Source organism: Streptomyces sp. SS7 (assembly GCF_037993025.1).
In the GTDB taxonomy this organism is placed as follows: domain Bacteria; phylum Actinomycetota; class Actinomycetes; order Streptomycetales; family Streptomycetaceae; genus Streptomyces.
The window spans coordinates 6,416,529-6,435,259 of the sequence record NZ_CP141223.1 but is presented as its reverse complement, the minus strand read 5'-3'; the positions used below and the strand labels follow the sequence as shown (position 1 = coordinate 6,435,259).

17 protein-coding genes and 2 tRNA genes are annotated in these 18,731 nt (G+C 71.6%); 3 read left to right on the top strand and 16 right to left on the bottom strand.

Features of this window, described 5'->3' with window-relative positions:
* Window positions 1-146 precede the first annotated feature (146 nt).
* Together tig and U5640_RS29760 are read right to left on the bottom strand one after the other, a co-directional pair.
* Window positions 147-1,562, bottom strand: coding sequence for a trigger factor (gene tig / locus U5640_RS29765; RefSeq protein ID WP_340379216.1), 1,416 nt, complete (start codon window positions 1,560-1,562; stop codon window positions 147-149).
* A gap of 213 nt (window positions 1,563-1,775) precedes the next feature.
* Window positions 1,776-1,852: transfer RNA gene (locus U5640_RS29760), tRNA-Pro, on the bottom strand.
* 167 nt (window positions 1,853-2,019) lie between these two features.
* Here U5640_RS29760 and U5640_RS29755 point away from each other — a divergent pair.
* Window positions 2,020-2,090, top strand: a tRNA-Gly gene (locus U5640_RS29755).
* 81 nt (window positions 2,091-2,171) lie between these two features.
* On the opposite strand, the gene U5640_RS29750 is transcribed toward U5640_RS29755, so the two are convergent.
* Window positions 2,172-2,402, bottom strand: coding sequence for a hypothetical protein (locus tag U5640_RS29750; RefSeq protein ID WP_340379215.1), 231 nt, complete (start codon window positions 2,400-2,402; stop codon window positions 2,172-2,174).
* 178 nt (window positions 2,403-2,580) lie between these two features.
* Between U5640_RS29750 and U5640_RS29745 the strand changes: the two genes are divergently transcribed.
* Window positions 2,581-2,799, top strand: coding sequence for a hypothetical protein (locus U5640_RS29745; protein ID WP_340379213.1), 219 nt, complete (start codon window positions 2,581-2,583; stop codon window positions 2,797-2,799).
* Window positions 2,800-2,810: 11 nt separating this feature from the next.
* Here U5640_RS29745 and U5640_RS29740 read toward each other — a convergent pair whose 3' ends face one another.
* A complete protein-coding gene (locus U5640_RS29740) occupies window positions 2,811-3,005 on the bottom strand; it encodes a hypothetical protein (RefSeq protein ID WP_055635087.1) in 195 nt (64 codons plus the stop codon).
* A 376-nt stretch (window positions 3,006-3,381) separates the two neighbouring features.
* On the opposite strand from U5640_RS29740, the gene U5640_RS29735 reads away from it, so the two are divergent.
* Window positions 3,382-4,494: an acyltransferase family protein gene (locus U5640_RS29735; RefSeq protein WP_340379211.1), complete on the top strand. Its 1,113-nt coding sequence runs from the start codon at window positions 3,382-3,384 to the stop codon at window positions 4,492-4,494.
* A 13-nt stretch (window positions 4,495-4,507) separates the two neighbouring features.
* Here the strand turns inward: U5640_RS29735 and U5640_RS29730 are convergent, their stop codons facing one another.
* The 12 genes from U5640_RS29730 to U5640_RS29675 form a co-directional block, all read right to left on the bottom strand.
* Window positions 4,508-5,929 carry a DUF6177 family protein gene (locus tag U5640_RS29730; RefSeq protein ID WP_340379209.1) on the bottom strand — a complete coding sequence of 474 codons (1,422 nt, stop codon included), beginning with the start codon at window positions 5,927-5,929 and terminating at the stop codon, window positions 4,508-4,510.
* A gap of 8 nt (window positions 5,930-5,937) precedes the next feature.
* Window positions 5,938-9,915: a type VII secretion protein EccCa gene (gene eccCa / locus U5640_RS29725; protein WP_340379207.1), complete on the bottom strand. Its 3,978-nt coding sequence runs from the start codon at window positions 9,913-9,915 to the stop codon at window positions 5,938-5,940.
* 58 nt (window positions 9,916-9,973) lie between these two features.
* Window positions 9,974-11,212: a MinD/ParA family protein gene (locus tag U5640_RS29720; protein ID WP_340379206.1), complete on the bottom strand. Its 1,239-nt coding sequence runs from the start codon at window positions 11,210-11,212 to the stop codon at window positions 9,974-9,976.
* 19 nt (window positions 11,213-11,231) lie between these two features.
* Window positions 11,232-12,587 carry a type VII secretion integral membrane protein EccD gene (eccD, locus tag U5640_RS29715; RefSeq protein ID WP_340379204.1) on the bottom strand — a complete coding sequence of 452 codons (1,356 nt, stop codon included), beginning with the start codon at window positions 12,585-12,587 and terminating at the stop codon, window positions 11,232-11,234.
* Between the two features lie 76 nt (window positions 12,588-12,663).
* A complete protein-coding gene (locus U5640_RS29710) occupies window positions 12,664-12,966 on the bottom strand; it encodes a hypothetical protein (RefSeq protein WP_340379202.1) in 303 nt (100 codons plus the stop codon).
* 37 nt (window positions 12,967-13,003) lie between these two features.
* Entirely contained in the window at window positions 13,004-13,447 is a 444-nt protein-coding gene (locus U5640_RS29705) for an HD domain-containing protein (RefSeq protein ID WP_340385409.1), read from the bottom strand.
* A 133-nt stretch (window positions 13,448-13,580) separates the two neighbouring features.
* Window positions 13,581-14,195 carry a hypothetical protein gene (locus U5640_RS29700; RefSeq protein WP_340379200.1) on the bottom strand — a complete coding sequence of 205 codons (615 nt, stop codon included), beginning with the start codon at window positions 14,193-14,195 and terminating at the stop codon, window positions 13,581-13,583.
* Window positions 14,192-14,989 (bottom strand): DUF6508 domain-containing protein, encoded by a 798-nt coding sequence (locus U5640_RS29695; protein WP_340379198.1) that lies wholly within the window; start codon window positions 14,987-14,989, stop codon window positions 14,192-14,194. The genes U5640_RS29700 and U5640_RS29695 overlap by 4 nt, the downstream gene beginning before the upstream one ends.
* Entirely contained in the window at window positions 14,982-15,383 is a 402-nt protein-coding gene (locus tag U5640_RS29690) for a hypothetical protein (protein WP_340379196.1), read from the bottom strand. The genes U5640_RS29695 and U5640_RS29690 overlap by 8 nt, the downstream gene beginning before the upstream one ends.
* A gap of 42 nt (window positions 15,384-15,425) precedes the next feature.
* Window positions 15,426-17,948, bottom strand: a complete 2,523-nt coding sequence (locus U5640_RS29685; RefSeq protein WP_340379194.1) for an ADP-ribosyltransferase — start codon at window positions 17,946-17,948, stop codon at window positions 15,426-15,428.
* Window positions 17,945-18,331: a DUF6507 family protein gene (locus tag U5640_RS29680; RefSeq protein WP_067244208.1), complete on the bottom strand. Its 387-nt coding sequence runs from the start codon at window positions 18,329-18,331 to the stop codon at window positions 17,945-17,947. The genes U5640_RS29685 and U5640_RS29680 overlap by 4 nt, the downstream gene beginning before the upstream one ends.
* Window positions 18,332-18,365: 34 nt before the next feature.
* Window positions 18,366-18,680 carry a pore-forming ESAT-6 family protein gene (locus U5640_RS29675; protein WP_340379192.1) on the bottom strand — a complete coding sequence of 105 codons (315 nt, stop codon included), beginning with the start codon at window positions 18,678-18,680 and terminating at the stop codon, window positions 18,366-18,368.
* Window positions 18,681-18,731: the final 51 nt, after the last annotated feature.

Sequence of the window (18,731 nt, the reverse complement as noted above, 5' to 3'; positions counted from 1 at the left end):
CATGGACCCTAACGCGCGGGTCCCGCCGGAGAATCCCGGAGAGGTGGGTGTTCGCCGGGGGCGTAGCGGCGCGTAGTCGCGCGAGTAACGGAACGGGCCCCGGAACGCAAGGTTCCGGGGCCCGTCACAGCGAAGCTGGGTGGGGATCAGGCGTCGGCCTTCTCGTCGCCCTCGCCCTCGCCCTCGGCCTCGGCGGCACCCTCGGCGGCCTCGGCCGTCTCGGTGGCGGCCTCGGCCTCGTCCTCGTCCTCGTCGTCCAGGTCGATGATCTCGCCGTTGGTGTCCTTGACCGTGGCGGACTCGACGACCGTGGCCAGGGCCTTGCCGCGGGCGACCTCGCCGACGAGCAGCGGAACCTGGCCGCCCTCGACGACCGCCTGGGCGAACTGGTCGGGGGACATGCCGGAGGAGGCGGCGCGGCGCATGAGGTGCTCGGTGAGCTCCTCCTGGTTCACGTTGAGCTTCTCGCGCTTGACGAGCTCGTCCAGGACGAACTGGGTCTTGATGCCCTTGACCGCGGCCTCGCGGGTCTCGGTCTCGAACTCCTCGGCGGTCTTGCCCTGGATCTCCAGGTACTTGTCGAGGGTCAGGCCCATCTGGCCGAGCTGGTGGTGCTCCAGGTTGTGCTTGCGGGTGTTGATCTCGTCCTCGAGCAGCTTCTCGGGGACGGGCACCTCGACGAGCTCCAGCAGCTTCTCCAGGACGCGCTCCTGGGCCTGCGTGGCCTGGTCGTACTGCTTCATGTTCTCGAGGCGCTTGCGGCTGTCCGCGCGCAGCTCCTCCAGGGTGTCGAACTCGGAGGCGAGCTGCGCGAACTCGTCGTCCAGCTCGGGCAGTTCGCGGGCGGCGACCTGGGTGACCTTGACGGTGACCTCGGCCTCCTTGCCGGCCGCGGAGCCGCCCTTGAGCTCGGAGGTGAAGGTGGCCTCGCCACCGGCCTCCAGGCCCTTCACGGCGTCGTCGATGCCCTCGAGCAGCTCGCCGGAGCCGATGGTGTAGGAGACGCCACTGGCGACGCCGTCCTCCAGGACCTCGCCGTCGACCTTGGCCTCCAGGTCCACGGTCACGACGTCGCCGTCCTCGGCAGCGCGCTCCACCGGGGAGGTGGAGGCGAAGCGCTCACGGAGCTGCTCGACCGACTTGTCGATGTCCTCGTCGCCCACCTCGACGGCGTCGACCTCGACCTCGATCGAGGAGAAGTCCTCGGGGAGCTCCAGGGCGGGGCGGACGTCGACCTCGGCGGTGAAGTTCAGCGTCTCGCCGTCCTTCAGCTCCGTGATGTCGACCTCGGGCTGGCCGAGGACGTCGATCTCCGCCTCGTTGACCGCCTCGGTGTAGAACTTCGGAAGCGCGTCGTTGACCGCCTCCTCCAGGACCGCACCGCGGCCGAACCGCTGGTCGATGACCCGGGCCGGGATCTTGCCCTTGCGGAAGCCCTTCACCGTGACCTGCTGGTTGATCTTCTTGTACGCCGCGTCGAGGCTGTCCTTGAGCTCCTCGAAGGGCACCTCGACAGTGAGCCGAACCCGGGTCGGGTTCAGGGTCTCCACGGCGCTCTTCACGGTTCGGTCTCCTTGTGGCTGACTTCTTGGGGTTCGCCGGAGCCCGACAGGCCCGGCGATTCGCCGCCCGGGAGATTTCGCCGGCCGGGTGGGCCGGGACACACGAGCGCGCAGCTTGCATAGTAACCGCAGCGGGTGAGCCGCCCAAAAGCCGATCACCGGCCAGGCACGGGGTGTGATCACGCGGGTGGACGGCGCGGGTGATCGCGCAGGTGGTCGGGGTGGCGGGATTTGAACCCACGGCCTTCCGCTCCCAAAGCGGACGCGCTACCAAGCTGCGCCACACCCCGTCTGGTGCGACACGTAGGGTACATGCCCGCAGGCCGCCCTGACCGCCGCATTTGCGGAGCACGGGGAGCGGGCGGGGGCGCGCGCCGGGAAGGGATGTGCGGGCGGTGGCGTCGACCCGCTACGATGCGTGCAGTGCCGCGGTCCGCTGACCTGCGGCGCGCGCTGTGCGGGCGTAGCTCAATGGTAGAGCCCTAGTCTTCCAAACTAGCTACGCGGGTTCGATTCCCGTCGCCCGCTCTTCACGCCGAAGGCCCAGGCGAGAGGTCGGAATCCTCTCCCTGGGCCTTCGGTCGTTCCCGGGATCCGGCGGGGGCGCCATCAGCTGTCGGCCTTCTCGGTCGTGTCGTCCGGTGCCTCGCCCCGGGTGCCGGGGAAGATCAGCCGTGCGCTGAGGCCGATCACCCCCAGGGCCCCCAGCATGAGGGCGCCGCGGAACAGTCTCATGTCGCCCTCCCAGTCCCGGGGACTGCCGAGGGCCCGCCAGAGCACGACGGTGATACCGAGCAGAAGGAGCAGCGTGCCGACGATGCGGCTTAATCGAGGATCCATGGGCCCATCATTCATGATCACCGCGACGGGTGGCATGCCCCTGCCGGACCGGTGACCGACAGGGCCGGTGGCGACCGCCAGGGCCGGTGGCTTGATTCGTTCCCCGCGTCTTCAGTGCGCCCCGGGGCCGCCGCTACCGTGGGGCGCGGGAGCGGGTCGCGCGCGGACGGGGGTTGCGGTGGTCGAGCTGGGGGTCATGTTCGGGGTCATGATCGCGCTGGCGGTCTTCCTGATCGTCAAGCTGCTGCGCCGGGGGAACCGCGCCACCGAGAACGCGGACGGGCTCCTCATCGAGCAGGACCGCCGACTGCGGGCACACCACGACCGCGCCTCCTACAACGCGATGTCGATGGACGGCACCTCGCCGACCCAGAGTGACGGTTACCGCCGTCCGTAGGCGCCGCGGCCTCAGAAGCTGATCGAGTTGATGGTGTCGGCCAGCGAGTTGAGGAACCGGTTGATCGACGGAGCCATGCCGCTGGAGGCGAGGAAGAAGCCGAAGAGGATGGCGACGATGGCGGGGCCCGCCTTGATGCTGCCTCCTCTGATCAGCACCACCAGGATGATCGCCAACAGCAGCACCACTGACAGTGAAATCGCCACGACTGATCACACACCCTCGGTTGGTCCGCACTCCCGAGACCATCGTGCCACCAACACGGGCTTCCCATGCGGCCCGTGACGCATCATCGCGGTGACCGTTCGGGAACGGCTGTGCCGCGCGGCAATTCGAGGCGTGCCGCGCACGGGAATTGCAGGAGATCGTTTCCCTCTCCACACACCCTGTGCGCGGCTATTTCGAATTAGGGACGACAGCACGTCAACACCCGCACACAGCTGGCCGTTATGCGCCTTTTAGTCGGTATGAATCATGACATCTCGGGCAGGCGCGTGTGCCAACTGCGGACCGGCGTGCGCCATTACGAGAATGACCAGCGATGTTTTACGCATACGCCCGAGCGGCGCTAGGGTGCCTCAAATGTTCCACGCCGTCTCGTCTCTCGTTCAGAGCCCGCGCTCGTCCCAGGACCAGAACCAGAACCAGAACCGGCCGTCGGGCCGGCGTGACGCGTTCTTCGACAACGCCAAGTACCTGGCGATCGTGCTGGTGGCCCTGGCCCACTCCTGGGAGCCCCTCAAGGGCGACAGCCGGCTGCTCCAGGCGGCGTACCTGGTCGTGTACGCCTTCCACATGCCGGCGTTCATCATCGTCTCCGGGTACTTCTCCCGGGGTTTCGACGCGAGCCCGAGCCGGGTGAAGCGGCTGGTCACCGGGGTCGTCGTACCGTACGTCGTCTTCGAGACCGGCTACTCGCTCTTCAAGCGCTACGGCGACCACAGCCCCGGCCAGGAGATCAGTCTCCTCGACCCCTACTACCTGACCTGGTTCCTGATCGCGCTGTTCGTCTGGCGGCTGACCACTCCGCTGTGGAAGACGCTGCGCCATCCGCTGCCGGTCGCGCTCGGCATCGCCGTACTGGCGTCCGTCAGCCCGGACATCGGGGACGACCTCGACCTCCAGCGGGTGCTGCAGTTCCTGCCGTTCTTCGTGCTGGGGCTGTGTCTGCGGGCCGAGCACTTCCGGCTGGTGCGGCGGCGTTCGGTGCGCGTCGCGGCCGTGCCGGTGTTCGTCCTCGCGCTGGGCTTCGCCTGGTGGGCGGTGCCGCGGATGAACGCGGCGTGGTTCTACCACCGTGACTCCGCCCAGGAGCTGGGCGCTCCGTGGTGGGTCGGGCCCGTCATGCAACTCGCGCTGTTCGGGTGCTCGTTGGTGCTGACCGCCGGTTTCCTCTCCTGGGTGCCGGGGCGGACGCTGTGGTTCACCTCGCTCGGGGCGGGGACGCTGTACGGCTATCTGCTGCACGGGTTCCTGCTGAAGGGAGCCGAGTACCGGGGCTGGTTCGACCACCCCCTGCTGCACCGGCACGTCGGGGAGATCGCCGTGAGTGTCCTGATCGCCGTGGCCGTCACGCTGTTGTGCACCTCGCCCGTGCGGCGGGTGTTCCGGGTGGTGATCGAGCCCCGGATGGAGTGGGCGTTTCGGGCGGATCCCCTGCGGGGCGCCCGGGAGAGAGGGAAGGCGTCCGCCTGAGGTACGGGTCTCCTCAGCCCTTCAGGTGCCTCATCAGTTCCTCGAAGTCCTTCCAGCCCGACAGGTCCGACGGGTTGCCCGGGAACGGGTAGTAGAGGGCCGGGCGGGTCTTCGGACCCAGTTCGCGGGGTTTCTCGCGCAGAGGCGTACGTCTGGCGCGGTCGCCGGGCATCGTACGGACCTCCTCGGCGCCGAGGACGAAGGCGTACGGGACTCCCGGGCCCTCGAAGCGGGGCGGGACCGCGAGGTCGCGGCGGGCCCTGCGGACCTGGACCAGCATCGACTGGAGGTCGTGACGGGTGGCCAGGATCTCCGCCGCCCTCATGATCGAGGCGTCCGTGGGGACGGTCTCGCCGGGGCCGTAGCCGAAGGCCAGGGTGACGTCCTCCTCCACGCCCCCCTTCGTACGGGAGACACGGACCGTCGCCAGGGCCGGGCGCTCGGGGGTGCCGACGACCACCAGCCAGGTCGGCGCCGGTGCGCGCTCGAACGCCACGTCCGTCACCTGGCGCAGCGACCAGGGCAGGTTGGCGGGTTCCTCGGTGCCCCAGCCGGCCGGCGGCTCACCGCTGATCTCGCGCCAGACCGCCTCCAGGGCGCCGCCGAGGACCAGCCGGTCGTCGGCCGGGTGGACGCAGCGGAAGGAGATCGCGAGCTGGCGCTCGCCGGAGTCGGCGATCTCGTGGGTGAAGGACCGGGCGACCGGGGTGCGCGGGTCCTCGGGGGTCGCCTCCGGGGACCCGACCGTCACGAACGCGCCGTTCGCCCACGTCAGGACCGCGCCGGACAGGCCGTCGTAGTAGCCGCACTCCTCGTCCTGCACCACCCAGCGCGAGGGCCAGCCGGGCAGCGCGCCCCGGACCGTCGGGGAGAGGCGGGTGCCGGCCGGCGTCACGATCTGCAGCCCGAGTTCGGCTTCGGCGGCGGCGCGGAAGGTGTCCGCGAGCCAGGCCGTCATCGCCACCACCGGGCGGTCCTGGATGACCACGGCCACCTTGTCGGTCAGCACGTCGACGGCGGGCTGCGCGGCGGCCGGTACGGGGACGGCCGTCATCCCCTCGGTGTTCACCACGGCGAGGGAGGACGCGGCCGGACGGGGCCAGGCGGTGCCGCCGACCAGGGTGGCGACCCGGGCCGCGAAGGTGCCGGCCAGGGCCTCCGCCTCGCGCACCCCGGTGGTGGCGCGGGCCTCGGTCCACCAGTACGGGACCTCCGGTTCGTCGGCGCCGAGGAGCCGCTGGGCCTCTCCCCTGACCTGGACGAGCAGCGGGGCCTCCACCGAGAGCAGGGGGCGGCCCTGTTCGTCGTGCAGCCGGACCAGCGCGCCGTCCTCCTCCGCGCCGACCAGGGTGTCGGGGCCGCCCGAGAGCAGGCCGGCGATCACGCTGAGCGGGTCGGGCATCTTCTTCGTGAGTGCGACGACGTCCTTCGTCATGGGTCCCTCTACCTCGTCCCCGCGTGGACGGTCTGGATCAGTCGGTTCGGCTCGCCCCTGCGGACCAGCACACCGCGGCCGGGCGGCTGCTGGGAGGCGTAGACACCGGTGAAGAGCTGGCCCTCGCTACGGTCGCCGGACATCACCAGCGCCGCCGCGCCGGACTCGCGCAGCCCCATCAGCAGCGGCTCGTACAGGCCCCGGGAGGCGCCCGCGACCCGTCGGGTCAGGACGAAGTGCAGACCGATGTCCTGGGCCGAGGGGATGTACGGCAGGAAGGGGGCGAGGGGCTGCTGCCCGGCGGTGGTGAGGACGTCGTAGTCGTCGACCAGGATCACGATCCGCGGGCCGGAGAAGCTGCCGGGCTCCAGGTCGGAGGCGTCCGTGCTCTCGTCGGGCAGCCGCTTGTCGAGTTCGGTGGCGATGCCCGCGGCGAGGCCGGCGGCGAGCTTGGCGTTGTAGGCGTAGCCGCCCCGGTACTCCTCCGGGATCGCGCCGCGCAGCCCGCGCCGCGGGTCCATGACGCCGAAGACCAGCTCGTCGTCGCCGTAGCGCTCGATCAGGCCCTGGGCGATCACCTTGAGCAGGTTGGTCTTGCCGCACTCGCTGTCGCCCATGATCAGCAGGTGCTGGTCGTGGTGGAACAGGTCGAGCAGGACCGGCGCCAGCTGGGTCTGGTCCAGGCCGACGGCAACCCGGCGGGGTTCGGCGGACGGGCCGGGCAGCATGTGCGGTTCGAGGAGGTGCGGGAGGACCCGGACGGGCTGGGCGACCTCGCCGGTCCAGGTGGCCCGGATCTGCCGGGCGGCGCGCTCCAGGACCGCGCCGAGGTCGGCGGTGTCGGCCAGACCGTCGGTGCGGGGCAGCGCGACCTGGGCGAACAGTTTGCCGTCCGTGAGGACCCGGCCCTTCTCCTCGGGCGCGAGGGTCTGGGCGAGCTTGCGTTCGACGCTGGACTCGCTCGGGTCGTTCAGGCGCAGCTCGACGCGGGTGCCGAACTGGGACTGGGTCGCGATGCGCACGTCGTTCCAGCGGAGCATGCCCGCGACGACGTGGATGCCGTAGCCGCCGCCGCGCTTGAGGATGTCGACGACCGCGTCGTCCAGCTCCTCGAAGTCGTCGCGCAGCGCGCCGAAGCCGTCGATGAGCAGCACGATCTCGGTGGAGGCCAGCTCGGGGAGGCGGCCCGCCGCGCGCAGAGTGCGCAGCTGCTCCAGCGAGTCGATGTGGTGGACGCGGAAGAGTTCCTCGCGCTGGTCGAGCATGCCGCGCACCGAGTCGATGGTGCGGGCGGCGCGCTCGCGGTCGGCACGGCCGGCGACCCCGCCGACGTGCGGGAGCCCGGCGAGCGCCTGGAGTCCGCCGCCGACCAGGTCGAGGCCGTAGACGCCGACCTCCTGCGGGGTGTGGGTCAGCGCCAGGGAGAGGGCGAGGGTGCGCAGCAGGGTGGTCTTGCCGGCCTGCGGGCCGCCGATGACCGCCGCGTGGCCGCCCGCCACGGTGAGGTCCAGGTACCACTGGCCCTGCCACTGCTTGGTGGGGTCGTCGAGGACGCCCAGCGGCACCTGGAGCGGGCCGCGCCGCTTGGCGAGCTGGGTGCCGCGCGGGCCGACCTCCAGAGGACCGGCCACCTTGTCGAGGGCGATCGCCTCGGGCAGCGGGGGCAGCCAGATCTGGCGTACGGGGCGGGCGCCGGCGCCCTCGATCTGCTGGACCATGACACCCATCTCGGTGGGCCCGGTCTCCCGGCGCCGCATCTGCGGCTCCTGCGGGGCGGCGCCCTCCTCCTGGCCGAGGGTGTTGTAGGCCTCGTACTCCAGGGCGAGCGGACCGGTGTCCTCCTGCTCGCGGCGGACGGGGCCGCTGTAGGCGCCGGAGACGTAGCCGGCCTTGAAGCGCTCGTAGTGGCTGGTGTCGACCTTGAGGTAGCCGAAGCCGGGCAGCGGCGGCAGGTGGAAGGCGTCGGTGGTGTCGAGGACCGTGCGGGACTCGTCGGCGGAGAAGGTGCGCAGGCCGAGCCGGTACGACAGATAGGTGTCGAGGCCCTTGAGCTTGCCGCCCTCGATGCGCTGGCTGGACAGCAGCAGGTGCACGCCGATGGAGCGGCCGATGCGGCCGACGGAGAGGAACAGGTCGATGAAGTCGGGCTTGGCGGTGAGGAGTTCACCGAACTCGTCGATGACCACGAAGAGGTGCGGCAGCGGGTCGAGGTCGGGGCGCTTCTCGGCGCGCAGGGCGGCGTAGTGGCCGATGTCGGCGACGTTCCCGGCGTCCTTGAGGACCTGCTGGCGGCGCTTGACCTCGCCGGCCAGGGAGGCGTGGACGCGTTCGACGAGCCCTGCCTGGTTCTCCAGGTTGGTGATGACGCCGGCCACGTGCGGGAGGTCGGCGAAAGGGGCGAAGGTCGCGCCGCCCTTGTAGTCGACGAGGACCATGGCGAGGTCCTCCGGCGGGTGCGTGGCGACGAGGGCGAGCACCAGGGTGCGCAGCAGTTCGGACTTGCCGGAGCCGGTGGCGCCGACGCACAGGCCGTGCGGACCCATGCCCAGCTCGGAGGACTCCTTCAGGTCGAGCAGGACGGGTTCGTGGGAGTCGCTGACGCCGATGGGCACGCGCAGGAAGGCGCGTTCGCCGCGCGGCGCCCACAGCCGGGCCAGGTCGAGGTCGGCGACGTCCTCGATACCGAGGAGTTCGGCGAAGTCGACCGGGCCGGAGAGCGGGGCGTCGGCGGCCATCGAGTCGGCGGACAGCCTGAGCGGGGCGAGCATCCGGGCGAAGCCCTCGGCGAACGGGACACCGATCTCGTCGACCGTGCCGTGGGCGCCGATCGGCTCCTCCTCGCGCAGGTCCTCGATGGCGATCCGCTCGCCGTCGACGGTGATCCGCACGCCGACGCTGCCGGGCTCCTGCACCCGTTCGTCGAGCAGGTGCAGGAGGGTGACGCCCATCTCTCGCAGGCCGACGGCGTCGTCGGGGCGGGGCAGGTCGACGGCGTCGTCGCCGTGCGCGTCGGCGACGACGAGCAGCCGGGAGGTCATGCCGAGGGCGTCCTTGCCGGACAGGCCGCGGCGCACCTCGGCGGCGAAGGAGGCGCGGCGGCGCAGCTCGGGGCCGATCCGCCGGGCCAGCTGGGGCACGGAGGGCGCGATCCGACGGGCGGCGACGGGGCCGTCGTACTGCTCGGGGTCGAGGAGGTGGGGCAGCCACTTCGCCCATTCCCAGTCGGCGATCCGGTCGCCGGGCGCGGCGAGCGCGAACGCCACGTCGTCGGGGGCGTGCGTGGCGGCGGCCTGGACGAGCAGCGCGCGGGCGACCCGCAGGGTGTCCTCGCGGGCGCCGACGACACTGATGTTGCCGACGCGGTCCAGCGGCACGGTGAGCGGCAGGTCGGTGCCGGTGCGGAAGCGGGACATCAGCGCGGACGCCTCGTTCAGCATGAACCGGTCCGGCGGGGTCAGCACGGACGAGCCCTGCTGACCGACCTTCAGGTCCCGGACCGGCATCTCACCGGTGCCGACCCGCACCCGCAGGAAGTCTCCGTCGACCCGTCGGCGCTCCCACAGCCGCGCCGGGTCGCGGACGATGTCGTACAGCGCGTCCGGCGGCGGGTTGAGTACCTGGGCGGTCTCGGCGCGCTCGCGCTCCTCCTTGCTGAGCTCCTCGCGCAGGTCCTCCAGATAGGCGAGGTAGGCCTCGCGCTGGGTGCGGCGGGTGCGATGGGCCTTGCCGCGCTGGGAGAAGACCAGGGTGAGGGAGCCGACGAGGGTGACGACGAGGATGATCGCGCCGAGCCCGGCGAACTGGCTGTTGCGCACGACCGTCATCATCACGACGGAGGACATCACGCCGGCGACGGGCAGCAGCGAGGTGGCGATGGAACCGGCCTTGCCCTCGGGCAGGTTGGGCGGGGCCTCTATGGTGCGCGGCTCGGAGGCGGCCGGCGGGCGGGTGGTGCGCGCCGGGCGGTGGATCAGTCGGGTACTCATCGTCTGTCCTTCGGGGTTCCCTGCGAGGGGGCCTTTCGAGGGGTCCGGTCGAGGGAGGTCAACGGCGCTTCTGGGACAGTTCGAAGACCTCGGCGGCCAGCCGGGTGACGGCCTGCCGGGTCGGGCGGGCGAGCAGATCGGTGCGGATGGCGCCGCCGGCCGCGAGATGGCGGTCGTAGGGCAGGACGCGGACGCTCGCCCCGGTCGCCTTGAGCTGCTCGGCGGCCTTGTCCAGGTCGAGGCCGGGGTGCGGGGACGTCTCGGTGAGGACGACGACGGTCGTGGTGGTGATGTCGCGGGGCAGTCCGCGCATCCACTCCAGCACCGAGCGGGTGCTGGCGACGCCCTCCAGGGTGGCGGGCGTGGTGAGCACCCGGGCCTGCGCGGCGGACAGCGCGGTACGGGCCACCTCGGCGGGCAGCGTCTCGCAGTCGACGACGGTCACCCCGAAGTAGCGGCGCAGCGACACCATGACCCGCTCGTAGCCGCGGGTGTCGAGCATCGCGCCGACCTGCCCCTGGCTGCCGGGCAGCAGCCAGGCGTTCTCCGGGAGCTGGACGAGGTAGCCGGTGATGTCGAGCAGCGACATCTGCGGCTCGACCAGGGCGGCGAGGTCGCCGGTGGTCCAGCGCAGGCTCTCCGCGCCGAGCCTGAGCGGCAGCGAGCCGAGCGCGGGGTCCGCCTCGACGAGGAGCACCGGGTCCTGGCGGTAGTGGGCGTAGGTGGCGCCCAGCAGCGCGGCGACGGTGGTCTTGCCGGAGCCGCCGCGGATGGAGGTCACGGCGATCTGCCGGCCGGTGGTGACCGTCCGCTGGAGCGTCTCGGCGGTCGCGGTGGTCTCGGCGACCTCGCGCGCGGCGGAGGACGAGACCGTCCGGCGTACGGCGCGCAGGGCGCGGGCGGCGAAGGGCTCACCGTGCCGCGGCTTGAGCCCGGTGGCGGCGAGCCGCTTGTCGACGACGGGGCGGGTGTCGGGGGCGGCGCGGCGGGGGGTCTGCCGGGGAGCGGGGGTGGGCTGTTCGGCGTACGGCTGCGGCTGGGGCTGCTGCGGGGGCTGTTCCGTGTACGGCGGCTGCGGCTGCGACTGCTGCGGGGGATAGCCGTAGGCGGGCTGCGGTTGGTGCTGCTGGGGCTGCTGGGGCGGGTAGCCGTAGCCGGGGCTCTCGGCCTGCGGGCCGGGCGCCCGGGCGCTGTCCGCCGCGGGCTGCTGCGCGGGTACGCCGGGCCGCGGACCCCCCGGTCCGCCGCCCCTCAGGTCGCGCAGCACGTCGTTCTGCCAGTTCTCACCGCTCGGCATGTCGCCCTTCTCCCAGACCTCAGAACTTGTCGAGCAGTTGCCCGTAGATGCCGAACACCCCGACGGCCAGCGGGAACAGACCGATCACCCCGAGGGACTCGACGAGATCGGCCAGTCGCCGCAGCCGGATCCGGACGTGCTCGGGCGGTTCGATCGCCAGGACCAGCAGCGGCAGCAGCGCGGCGGTCCCCAGCAGGGCCAGCGCGCCGGCGCCGCCGGCGTGGTCCAGCCAGAGCACGGCGAGCCGTACGACGAGGACGCCGGCCGCCGTGAACAGCGCCACGACCTCCGCGGCCAGCGGGAAGGCCCGGGCCCGGGACAGCAGCACCACGGCGGTGAGCGAGGCCAGGGTCACCGTCCAGGCGCTCGGCCGGTCGGCGGTGGTCAGCAGCCAGCCGCCGGCGGCGGCCGAGGCGGCGGTGACGACGGTGGCGAGCGCCAGGCCGCGGTGGGTCGCGGCGAGCGCGTTGGAGACCTGGTGCCGGCTCACCGACACCCCCGAGGACCGCTTGTCGTCCAGTCCGGTGAGCCCGGAGGCCATCAGCGCGAGCCGCGGCAGCAGCCCGAGCAGCACCACGGAGAACACGGTCATCACGGCACCGAGCCGGTCCGGACGGTCCTGTACGGCGGCGACGGCCTCCCACACGGCTGCCATGCCGACGGCCGCCCCGGCGCCGATGAGCCCGCCCCGGCCGAGGGGCGAGAAGTAGGCGAGCAGCACCAGGGTGAGGACGGCCGCGGCGACGACACCGGCGAGGCGGGCCTCGCCGGACCAGTCGTGGGCGTCGGCCGCGGTCCACGCGGTGAGCAGGCCGAGTCCGCCGGAGGCGGCCAGCAGCGCGGTCGCCAGTCCCCGGTTGCCGTCGCCGATCTTCGCGACGACGGCGCCGGCCAGCAGGAACACCGCGGTGATGACGGCGAGCGCGGTGGCGACGGACGCCGGTGCGAACTCGCGCCGGGCCAGGACGGCGGCGGCCACGGCGAAGACGACGGTGGCGACCCCGGCGCTGACCCGGCGGGCGGCCGGGCGCCAGCGCCAGGCGTGCAGGTCGAGATCGTCGGCGACGAGGTCGGTGACGTCGTGCACGACGGGCGCCGGGGGCGCGGCGTGCGCCCGGACGAGCTGGAGCACGGCGCCGTCGGCGACCCGGGCCGAGGACAGCGTGGCGTCGTTCGGCAGCACCGAGCCGTCGGAGGTGACCAGTTGACGGGTGGTCGGCCGGGACGCGACCCGGTCGTCGAGCAACCGCAGTATGTCGGGGAGCAGTTGGCCGATGGGCGTGTCCGACGGAAGTACGAGGTCGGCGCGCCGCCGTTCACCGATCAGGGTGATACGGCTGAGCTGGGTCCGAGACGTCGTCGCAGTGCTCACCACTCACCGGAACCTATCATCGCGTCTTTCCGGCCATCCGGCCGATGTGCCGTGCACCCGACACCCATGCTCGTCCTCTTCACCGCTTCTCCCCACTCGCGCCTGTGGACGGGCCGCTGCTCGCGGGATCGTAGAGCTGCTCCTGCCGCTGTTGCTGCTTCTCCTGCTCGGCCTTCTGCTTGGCCAGCGTGGCCTGCAGGAAGGACCAGCCGACGCAGCCGGCGCAGAGCACGGCCGCGATCGCTATGCCCGCGAACACCTTGCCGAGCCGTTCGTCCAGCGTGCGCCGGCCGCGCTGCGCGCCGAACAGCAGCGCGTCACGCATCCGGCGCCGCCGCACCGCCACCGACTCGAGCAGTTGGCTGTCGTAGTCCCGTGCCATTCGTCGTCGTCCTGTGCGTAGCTTCTGTGGTGTGCCGTCAGTCCTGCGGGGTGAGGCCGAGGTACTGCCTCATGGCGCTGTACTTCCGCTCCAGCCGGGCGCGGGTCGCCTCGTCGAGTACGGCGAGCCGGTCCGGGTCGGCGTTGTGCGCGAGGTCGGCCGCCTTGACGAGCCGGGCGCCGGGTGTGGCCAGGATCCGCCGCGCGTAGGCCTCGGGCGGTTCGCCCGCCCGCTTGGTCACGGCGAGGACGACGTCCTTGGTGCGCGGGTCGAGGTCGGCCTCGTGCAGCCACTCCTCGCTCAGCGCCCGGTCCTCGACGGCGTCGTGCAACCAGCCCGCGGCGATCAGCTCCGCACCGCCGCCCCGGGCGCGGACGCCCTCGGCGACGGCCCGCAGATGCTCGGTGTAGGGCCGCCCGGCCTTGTCCGTCTGCCCGGCGTGCGCGGCGCACGCGACGGCCTCGATCTCGGCGAGACTCATCGTCACGGCGCGCGCCTCGGGTCGTGCCCGTGGTGCAGCATGCAAATTCCCCCTTACTTTGCCCGTGCAACATAAGGCACGGGGGGCGGGGGCGTACACCCGGGGTGCGGGTCGTGTCCCCCGGCGGTCTCCGTCAGGAGCCCTGCGTCAGGCCCGTCACGATCATGAACAGCACCCAGAGCACCGGGACGAACGCGACATACGCCAACGGCCGCTTGTGGACGGGTACGCCGGGGTCGACCTGGGGCCCGTGCTGCCCCGGCGCCGGGGCCTGGAGCTTCTTCACCTTGCGGGCGACGACGAGGTTGTGGAGGAGCGTGAACGGCGTGAACAGGAACAGGGAGAACGGGCTCCACCACCCCTGCCACAACGTCCGCGTGGTCAACTCCCGGTACACCGCGACCCCGCAGGTCGCACACATCATCCCGCTCTGCTTCCCGAAGGTCATCAGGATCAGAATCCCGCGGTGGGCCCGGAAGGTGACGTGCACGGCGGGGGCGCCCGCGCAGAACATGCAGGCGGGCGTGGGAGGTTGGGGGTGCCCGGGGTGGGCGCCGTAGCCCTGCCGGCCGTGCGGGGCCGGATACCCGTACGACCCGGCCTGCTGCGGCACACCGCCCGCGTGCGGGTAGCCGCCCGGCTGGGGGTAGCCGCCCGCCTGCGGGTAGCCGCCCGGCTGCGCATAGGGGTTGGGGACGGCCTGGGGGGCGGGGGTGGCGTAGGGGTTGCCGGGGGGCGGGGTGGTCATGGGGTGGGGGTTCTCCGTGGGTCGGATGAGGTGGAAACGGTGGGAGGGGTGCGTCGTAGGTGCCAGGCGCGGAGCGAGGCTCCGACGGCGTCCAGCAGGCCGTCCTTCGCCGCGTCGGCGATCATGCCCTCACTGACGCGCTCGCCGACCAGCACCGTGGTGGCGGCACGGACGGCGTCCGCCGGAGCGATCCGGCCGTCCGGTGCGGGCGTGGGCAGAGGGGCCTCCGTCCAGCGGTACTCGGGCGTGACGGCACCGACGGCGTGGAGCGCCGCGCCGACCCGCATCAGCGCCTCGCTGTAGCGGGGATACGCCACGTGGATGGTCCCGTTCGACTGCACATCTCCGCCGGCCCACTCGACGTGCCGGTCGTCGTCGGTGAGCGCGTCGAAGGCGTCGGCCAGCTCGTGCCAGGCGTGGCTGTCGGGACCGGCGAGCTGGGCCAGCAGCCAGTGGTCGTCGGCCTCGGTGACCGTGCGGGCGAGTTCCTCGACGACCTCCTTCGAGGAGGCGCCGACGACCGTCCCGGCACCCTTCGCCCGCGCGAGCCCGGCCACCACGACGACGGGTGCGGCCTCCCGCTGCCCGGCCTCGAACACCTCGTGCGCCCACTTCCCCTCCAGCTCACGCACCCGCGAACTGCGCGCGGCCCGTCGCGCCCAGCCGACCTCGGAGGCGGTGTGATCGCCCCAGACGTACCCGACGATCTCTCCGTCGTCGGCGGTGACGGGGAAGTACCAGACGGGGTGGCGGGGGTCGGGGAGGGGGGAGGAGAGTGGTTGCTCGCTACGCACTCGCGGCCAGGGTCTCGACCACGCCGGCGTTGGGCGCGTCGGTCAGCGACTCCGGCAGAGCTCGCCCTTTGTTGCCCTCGGGGTTGGCCAACAGCTCCGCGAGGGCCTGCGACGGCAGGAGTCCGCGCTCCTTGGCATCCTCCAGCCGGGCGTGCCAGATACTCCCCTCGGAGTAGGCCCGGGGCCCTGCGGCCTGCCGCGGCTCCCAGGTGGCGGCATCGTCCTCGTCACCGGCCCACACGTAGCCGAGGACCACACCGGTCTCCTTGTCGGCGACGGAGAAGTACCGCACCGGTTTGTCGGTCCCGGTGGCGTAGCGCGGCGGTCCCGGCGACACGAGGTTGAACATCATGTCGTCGTCGAAGCGCGGGTTGATCGGTCGTTCACTGCTCATGGCGTCCACGTTCCTTTTGCTCGGGTTGATCTGCAACGCAGGCTACGGCCTCGGCAGAACCTCCCCGTAGACGTGCCACTTGCCATCGGCCTCGTCCATGAACACCCGCGTCACCTTGAACTCCGTGCCGCGGGCGAGAAGCAGTTCCCGTTCACCCTTGACCTGGGTGATGGACTCCAGCCAGAGAGCGGGCGTGCCCTTCGGCACCCGCAGATGCATCCGCACCGGCTTGGCGTCGAACGGGGGTGGCGGCGTCTTGCCCAGAGCCGTTGAGGTGAACGCCTTGTCGTCGAAGACACCACCCTGCATGTCCAGCGGTGACTTCAGGTTGAGGTGGTCGATTCCGGTGCCGCGCACCACCATGATGTCCTCGGGCACCGGACGGGCGTGCATGACCTCGTCCATGTTGTCGATGGTGTCAAGGATGTGCTGGGGCACGTCCGTGCCGTAGCGAAGATGGTTGTTGATCGGGTCGTACGCCGAACCGGTGTAGGTGACCAGCCCGCTCTTCCTCTCCGCGGGAAGGCCGTCCATGAGGTCTTTCCAGTTCGCGTGGCCGTAGTCCAGTCCGGCCTTGTTGCTGACGCTCGGCGCGGGATTTGTGCCGTGCGCGAGTTCGGCCTCGGCCACCGCGTGCTTCTGCGCATCGCTCAGGCCACCGAACTCTGCCTTGGACATGGTCGGCTTGTACTCGAACGGCTCCCCCGCCCCCGGATGCCCCGGCACGTCCGGCCCCGCGTGGCCAGGGGTGGCCGGTGTGTCGGGGACGTGGTGACCGGCGGCGTCCAGGCCCCCGTCTCCGGCGTCCACGTGGTCCCAGGCGCCCGCGTGGTCACCGGTGTGCGCGGCGCCGTCCGCGTGCCCTGCTCCGTCGTGACCGTGTCCGTCATGACCGGTTCCGTCGTGACCGGCGCCGTGCGAGCCGTCGTGGGGGTGGGCGGCGGGGGTGTCGTGGCCGCCGGTGTGCGGGGCCGTGTCGTGCGGGGTGGTGGTCGGTACGTCGTGTGCCGCACCGGTCGCCGCCGTGTCGTGGTACCAGGCCGACGGGGTCGTACCGGAGTGCGCGCCCGCCGAGACCGCGTCGCCCGTGCCGTGCGGGATGCCGCCGTAAATGCCGTCCGACGTGGCGTGCAGACCGCCGGTGTACGTCCCGCCGCCCGCAGGTGAGTGCGGGGTCCCGCCGTGGATGCCGTCGCTCGTCGCATGTGCCCCGGTGTACGCCCCGCCGTCGGCCGTATGCGCGGCGTACGACGGTGTGGCTCCCGGGGTCTGGGTCGTCCAGTGGGACGGGAGCCCGGAGGGGGTCTGGTACGACGCCGGTACGGACTCGTGCGGGACCGGCGTGGTGTCGATGGTGCCGTCGGGCGAGACGAGGTTGCCGTTCGGATCCAGCAGACGGCCGTCGGGAAGGTGGACCGAGCCGTCCGGCAGCGTGGGCATCTCGATCTTGCCGAGGCCCTTCAGCCCCTTGGCGATGTCGCCGATCTTCGACAGGCCCGCGCCCGCGCCCTTGGCGATGTACGTCATCGGGTCGATCACCCGGCCCGCCTTGCCCGCGACCGACAGGACCTTGGCGACCGCGCCCGCCTTGCCCGCGCCTGCTGCCGCGCCGCCCGCGCCGCCGGTGAAGACCGTCGTCAGGACGTTGAAGGTCACCGCACCGGCCGCCCGGCCGGGGTTCTTGCCCCACTCGTCCCACGCCACCAGCGCCTTGCCCGTCTCCTTCATCGCGGTGCGCGAGTCACGGATCCAGGAAGGGAGCTTGTCGTCGGGGATCAGCCAGAACGCCGTGCCCACACCCGGGATGGAGGCCAGCGCGAGACCCGTCGCCAGCTGCGCGAGGCCCTTCCACGCCTGGCCCATCGCCTCCCAGCCGCCGAAGCCCACCAGCGTGCCCAGGCCCTTGATGGTGCCCCAGATGCCGTCCACGATCAGCCCGTCCCACACGAACGACTTCACCCAGTGGCCGACCTCGTACCAGTGATGCCTCTCCTCCACCGGGTCACCCCAGGGAAGCTTCGCGTTCTTCAGGTCCTCGGCGTTGAAGCCGTACTGGTCCTTGCGCTCCGAGCCGTCCCCGGCGACCATCTGGGTCCCGCCCCAGATCCCGGTGATCTTGTTGTGGCAGGTCCGCTCCGCCGCCCAGAACGCCGCCACCGTCGCCGTGATGTCGTCCCGCAGCTGATTGTGCTCGTCGACCTTGTCGCCGTCGTACTCCCAGTCGTCATCGTCCTTCACGGAGTCGACGAAGGTGGTCGCCTTGGTCTTGAGCTCCTTGAGCTTGGAGACGAGGGGACGGATCTCGGTGGCGTAGGAGGACAGCGCCGACGACACCGTCTCCAGGTCCGTCGCGAAGTCGTCCGCCCGGTCCTGCACCGGCTTGGTGGTGCCGAAGAGCTGCTCGGCCTCGGGCGCCTTGTAGAACGCCGACAGGCCCTGGAACTGGGTGTTGACGTCCTTGCCGGTGTCCCGGACGTTCCCGGCGTCCTTCTTCAGACTCGCGTGGTCCAGCTCCAACTGCGCCAGGTCGCCGGTGAACTGGGGGATCTGTTCGGGCTTGATCACGCCTTGCCCGTCCCCGGCATGTCCGGCTTCGGCGCCTTCAGCGTGTTGCGCTGCGCCTCCAACGCCATCTGCTCGTCGCCGTTCAGGTACGCGGTCGTCGCGTCCACCACGCCCTGGAGCGACTTGCCGGCACGCGCCGCGACGAAGGACAGGTCCTTCGACGCGCGCTCCGCGTACTGCGACAGCGCAAGGGCCACCAGTCCGCCCTGCGCCTGCTCACCGCCCGCGGCCGGCGCATCCGCCGAGATCGTCCCCGCACTCGACGCCGCCGACGTCAGATGCTCACCGAAAGCCGTCGCGTGCTTCTGCAAGTGCGACGCGGTCTCCCCCGTCGTCTTCACCACACCCGAAATACCCTGCGGCTGCAGGTCCCAGCCCGGCATCCGTCAACCCCCGTTTCCCTGCCCGACGACTGCCTCAGCCGATGTTGTCGACGGCGGCCTTCGCGCGCTGGATCGTCGACTGCGCCGTACCGTCGTTCTGCTCCAGCGTCGACTTCAACAGACTGATGATGTTCCGCACTTCGTTCGACGCGGAGTTCCACCGCTGTTCCTTGCCGTGGTACTCCTCCGCCACCCCGTCCGCCGTGAAGTCGGCCATCGCCGCCTTCACCTGACGGTCACGCTGACCGATGACCTCCTCCAGTCGCGCCACCACCGCCTGGATGTTCCCCTGCGCGTCCGCAGACGCACCCGTGTCGTACGACCGACGATCCGAACCCGCACCAGCCATCACACATCACTCCCCGTGGAAAGAAGAAAGAACCCGACCGAACCGGACACG